5 protein-coding genes are annotated in these 4,616 nt (G+C 72.7%); 1 reads left to right on the top strand and 4 read right to left on the bottom strand.

The genetic code is table 11. The features are described from left to right. The 4 genes from dnaG to DKL51_RS01460 form a co-directional block, all read right to left on the bottom strand. Positions 1-1,592 (bottom strand): DNA primase (gene dnaG / locus DKL51_RS01475; RefSeq protein WP_124811642.1); only part of this gene is annotated, 1,592 nt, incomplete at its 3' end. 73 nt (positions 1,593-1,665) lie between these two features. Beyond that, positions 1,666-1,917 carry a helix-turn-helix transcriptional regulator gene (locus tag DKL51_RS01470; protein WP_109942896.1) on the bottom strand — a complete coding sequence of 84 codons (252 nt, stop codon included), beginning with the start codon at positions 1,915-1,917 and terminating at the stop codon, positions 1,666-1,668. Between the two features lie 10 nt (positions 1,918-1,927). Then, the gene (locus DKL51_RS01465) at positions 1,928-2,779 is read right to left on the bottom strand and encodes an ABC transporter permease (RefSeq protein WP_109942897.1); all 852 of its coding nucleotides are present in this window, start codon (positions 2,777-2,779) and stop codon (positions 1,928-1,930) included. Continuing rightward, positions 2,776-3,750 carry an ABC transporter ATP-binding protein gene (locus tag DKL51_RS01460; protein WP_109942898.1) on the bottom strand — a complete coding sequence of 325 codons (975 nt, stop codon included), beginning with the start codon at positions 3,748-3,750 and terminating at the stop codon, positions 2,776-2,778. Before DKL51_RS01460 ends, DKL51_RS01465 begins: the two co-directional genes overlap by 4 nt. Before the next feature lie 159 nt (positions 3,751-3,909). Here DKL51_RS01460 and DKL51_RS01455 point away from each other — a divergent pair. Next, the coding region (locus DKL51_RS01455; protein ID WP_148097701.1) for an acyltransferase family protein at positions 3,910-4,616 on the top strand (707 nt) is incomplete at its 3' end.

Genomic DNA, 4,616 nt, shown 5'->3' with positions numbered 1-4,616 from the left:
CGGCGGGCGGCCATCGCGCCCGCGCCGGCCGCCGCGATGGCCGCCCGCACCGCCACGTGCACGGGGTGGCGGTAGTCGCCGGCCTCCACCGCGTCGAACATCGGACCGGCCAGTACGGGCTCCTGGAGGGCGAGCTTCAGCGCCTCCCGCTCGACCATCGACTGCGGGCTGTCCACTGCCGGGGCGGCCTGCGCCGGGCGGGCCGGGGCGCGGATCTCCCCGCCCGGCTGGCCGTGGGCTGCGGTCAGCACCGCCCGCTGCACCGGCTCGATCTCCATGCCGAGGTCACCGGCGAGCTTGCGGACGTACTCCGGGCGCTTCTCCCGGTCCTTGATCTTGGCGACGAGCGGGGCGGCCCGGCGCATCGCCTCCACCCGGCCGTCGACCGTGTCCAGGTCGTACCGGTTGATCACGTGGCGGAGCGCGAAGTCCACCAGCGGCTCGCGGCGGGCGACCAGGTCGCGAACGGCCAGGTCGCCCTTGGCCAGGCGGAGCTCGCACGGGTCCATGTTGTCGGGGCTGACCGCGATGAAGGTGCGCCCGACGAAGCGCTGGTCGTCCTCGAAGGCGCGCAGCGCGGCCTTCTGGCCGGCGGCGTCCCCGTCGAAGGTGAAGATGATCTCGCCGGCCACCGCGTCGGTGTCCAGCAGGAGCCGGCGCAGCACCCCGATGTGGTCCGACCCGAACGCGGTGCCACAGGTCGCCACCGCGGTCGGCACCCCGGCCAGGTGGCAGGCCATCACATCGGTGTAGCCCTCGACCACGACCACCTTGCCCTGCTTGGCGATCTCCCGCTTGGCCTGGTCGATGCCGTACAGGACGTGGGACTTCTTGTAGATCGGCGTCTCGGGGGTGTTCAGGTACTTCGGGCCGTCGTCGTCGTCGAAGAGCTTGCGGGCGCCGAACCCGATCACGTCACCGGTGAGGTCCCGGATCGGCCACATCAGCCGGCGGCGGAACCGGTCGATCAGCGTGCCCGAGCGGGACGGGCGGGACAGCCCGGCGGTGACCAGCTCGTCGTGGGTGAAGCCCTGCTGGCGCAGGTGCTTGGTGAGCAGGTCCCAGGCGTCCGGGGCGAAGCCGCAGCCGTACCGCTCGGCGGCGGCCCGGTCGAAGCCCCGTTGGGCGAGGAACTCCCGGGCCGGCCGGGCGCCGGCCGTGGTGAGCTGCGCCCGGTAGAAGTCCACCGCGGCGGCGTGCGCGGCGACCAGGCGCTGCTTCTGCCCCTGCTGCGGGCGGGTACGCGGGGCGGCGTGGTCGCCCTCCACGTACCGCAGCTGGATGCCGGCGCGGGCGGCGAGGCGCTCGACCGACTCGACGAAGCTGAGGTGCTCGGCGTCCATCAGGAACTTGATCGCGTCGCCACCGGCCCCGCAGCCGAAGCAGTACCAGACGTTACGGGCGGGCGAGACGTTGAACGACGGGCTCTTCTCGTCGTGGAACGGGCAGAGGCCCTTGAGGTTGCCGCCGCCGGCCGACTTGAGGGTCACCGTGTCGGAGATGACCTCGGCGATCGAGGTGCGCTCGCGGACCAGCGCGATGTCCTCGTCCCGGATCCGCCCCGCCATCTCCGCCACCTCCTCGGCGTACATCCTGCCCTGCCGGACCGACGATCCGGCGTCCGGGGGACGGGCGTGTGGCGGACGCGACCGGCGGGCCGCCCGGTCAGGCCGGGCGGGCCGCGCCGGTGGTGGCGTCCCCGATCCGGGGGAACGGCTCGATGGAGAAGACCACCTCGACCGGCACCTCGAAGTACGCGGCGATCCGCAGCGCCAGGTGCAGGCTCGGCCGGAATTCGCCGCGTTCCAGGTAGCCCACCGTCTGGTAGTGCACGCCCAGCGCGTCGGCGAGCTGCCGCCGGGAGATGCCGCGCTCGGCGCGCAGCACGGCGATCCGGTTGTGCACCGTCTCACTCATCGCCGGCCTCTCATACCGCCCGCTGCATGGCGCGCTCCCGGCGTGCGGCGACCCGTGAGCCGGACTCCCGGCGGGCCATCCGGCGCAGCACGACCGGGGCCAGGACCAGCCCGAGCACGGCCCAGATCCCCAGCACGCCGAACATCTCCAGGTGCCGCCAGGACCCGCCGAGCTCCACGGCGGCCATGCCGTCCGGCAGCAGCGCCGAGCGCATGCCCAACCCTAGCCAGTAGATCGGGAACGCCTGCGCGACGGCCTGGAGCCAGCCCGGGTACCCGTTGATCGGGTAGAAGATGCCGGAGAGGGCGATCAGGCCCATGTTCGGCAGCATGACCAGGCCCAGGTTCCGCGGGTTCTCGATCAGAGAGCCGAACACCGCACCCATCGGCAGGGTGGCGATCAGGCCGAGCACCGCCACCCAGGCCAGCGTGAACCAGGCCGCGGCGCTGGTCACCCGGAGCCCGTCGAGGAAGAAGAGCGCCGGGATCAGCTGGAGCGCCATGCTGACCAGCGCCATCGCCGACATCAGGACGATCTTGCCGATCAGGTAGCCGAGCATGCCGTTCGGGGTGGCCTTGGCCCGCAGCAGGGTGCCGTCCTCCCGGTCGACGACGAGCTGGGAGGCCAGCACCAGCATGCCGCCGAAGGCGAGCCCCATGCCGAGAGCGCTGGGCAGCGTACGGGCGCCGAGGGAGAAGGTGGTGCCCGGCACGGTCGAGCCGCGCATGAAGAACATCGCCACCAGCAGGACGAACGTCGGGAAGAAGTAGTTCCAGAGGTCCTGGTAGTTGGTGAAGGTGTTGCGCAGCTCGATCCAGCCGCGCCGCAGGCCGGCGCGGACGGCCACGCTGGTCGGGTTCATCGGTCACTCCCCTGCTGCCACACCCGGGCCGTGGCGCCGGTCCGGGCTCCGGATTCCTGCTCGTACACCAGCGCCATGTAGGCGTCCTCCAGGCTGGCCCGGCGGACCTCCAGCTCCTGCACGCTGTCGCCGTGCTCGCGGAGCAGGTCGCGGACGAAGCGGGTGGCGTCCGCGGCGGAGTGCACGAACCGCTCCCCGTCGCGGCTCCACCGGATCTCGGCGTCCCCGGCCACCCGGCGGGCCAGCGCGTCGGGCGAGCCGTCGGCGATGATCCGGCCACCGGCCAGGATGAGGATCCGGTCGGCCAGCTTCTCGGCCTCGTCCAGGTCGTGCGTGGTGAGCAGGATGGTGGTCTCGTCCAGGTCGGCGAGGCGGTGCACCAGCTCGTGGAACTCGCGCCGGGCGGCCGGGTCGAAGCCGACCGTCGGCTCGTCCAGGAAGAGCAGCTCCGGGCGGCCGACAATGCCGATCGCCACGTCGAGCCGGCGGCGTTGCCCGCCGGAGAGCTGATGGACCCGCTTGTCGGCGTGGGCGGTGAGACCGACCGTGTCGAGCAGGTCGGTCACCGGCCAGGGTCGGGGGATCCGCGCGGTGGAGTACGGCGCGTAGAAGGTGCCGAGGTGGGTGAGTAGGTCCCGGACCCGCCACTTGCCGTGGTCGCGCCAGGACTGGAGCACGACGCCCATCCGGGCCCGCCACCGCTCGTCGCCGCGGCCGGGGTCGACGCCGAGGACGCTGACCTCGCCGGCCGAGCGCATCCGGAAGCCTTCCAGGATCTCGATGGTGGTGGTCTTGCCGGCGCCGTTCGGTCCGAGCAGGGCCAGCACCTCACCGCGCCGGGCGGTGAAGCTGACCCCGTGCAGCACGTCGACGCTGCCGTACCGCATGCGCAGGTCGCGGACGTCGAGGACGAAGTCGTCGTCGGGCGGGTGGGGAGTCTGGCTGACTCCCGGTAGTTCGACCGCGGTCATGGCCGTCCCCCGAGGTGTGTTGGATGACTGCCTCGGAATGTAGCACCTCTACTACAGGTTGGGGTACACCCACTCTCGTCGGTTGCCCGACCCGGACGCCGTGGACCTCCACCGGGCGCCGAGGGTGTAGACGCGGCGGCGACGGGGGACAAGGGGCCCATGTCGCGTACGGCCACACCCCGGATCGCGTACCAGCCGGCGTTGGACGGGGTCCGGGCGCTGGCGGTCGCTGCGGTGCTCGCCTTCCACGGCGGGGTCGCCGCCCTGCCCGGGGGCTTCCTCGGCGTGGACGCCTTCTTCGTCCTCTCCGGGTTCCTGATCACCTCGCTGCTGCTCGCCGAGCACCGGGACGCCGGCCGGATCGACCTGGTCGCCTTCTGGGGTCGGCGGGTGCGCCGGTTGCTCCCGGCGCTGCTGCTGGTCCTCGTCGTGGTGCTGCTGGTCTCCCGGCAGCTGATGCCCGGCACGGAGCTCGGCGCGCTGCGCTGGGACGCGCTGGCCGCGCTCGGCTACGTCGCCAACTGGCGGATGGCGAACCGGGGCGGGGACTACTTCGCCGCCACCGGCAGCCCGTCCCCGTTGCAGCACACCTGGTCGCTCGGCATCGAGGAGCAGTTCTACCTGGTCTGGCCGCTGTTGCTGATCGTGCTGCTGGCGTGGGCAGCGCGCCGCCGCCGGCTCGGTGTCGCGCTGCTGGTCATCCTCGTCGGCGCCGTGGGCTCGGCGCTGGCCGCGGCGCTGCTGTTCGCCCCGGACGCGGTCGACCGGGTCTACTACGGCACGGACACCCGGGCGGTGGCCCTGCTGGTCGGCGCCGCGCTCGCCGTGCTCCTCGCGCGACGGGTGCCGGCCCAGCCCGAGACACC

This window comes from Micromonospora globispora (assembly GCF_003857015.1).
GTDB lineage: Bacteria > Actinomycetota > Actinomycetes > Mycobacteriales > Micromonosporaceae > Micromonospora > Micromonospora globispora.
Note: the sequence above shows the minus strand (reverse complement) of the source record. Positions and strands in the feature narration are given on the sequence as shown.

What these genes read in the sequence shown, in the direction of transcription:
- DKL51_RS01465 (WP_109942897.1), bottom strand. Translation starts at nt 2,779, where the DNA reads ATGAACCCGACCAGCGTGGCCGTCCGCGCCGGCCTGCGGCGCGGCTGG.
- DKL51_RS01460 (WP_109942898.1), bottom strand. Translation starts at nt 3,750, where the DNA reads ATGACCGCGGTCGAACTACCGGGAGTCAGCCAGACTCCCCACCCGCCC.
- DKL51_RS01470 (WP_109942896.1), bottom strand. Translation starts at nt 1,917, where the DNA reads ATGAGTGAGACGGTGCACAACCGGATCGCCGTGCTGCGCGCCGAGCGC.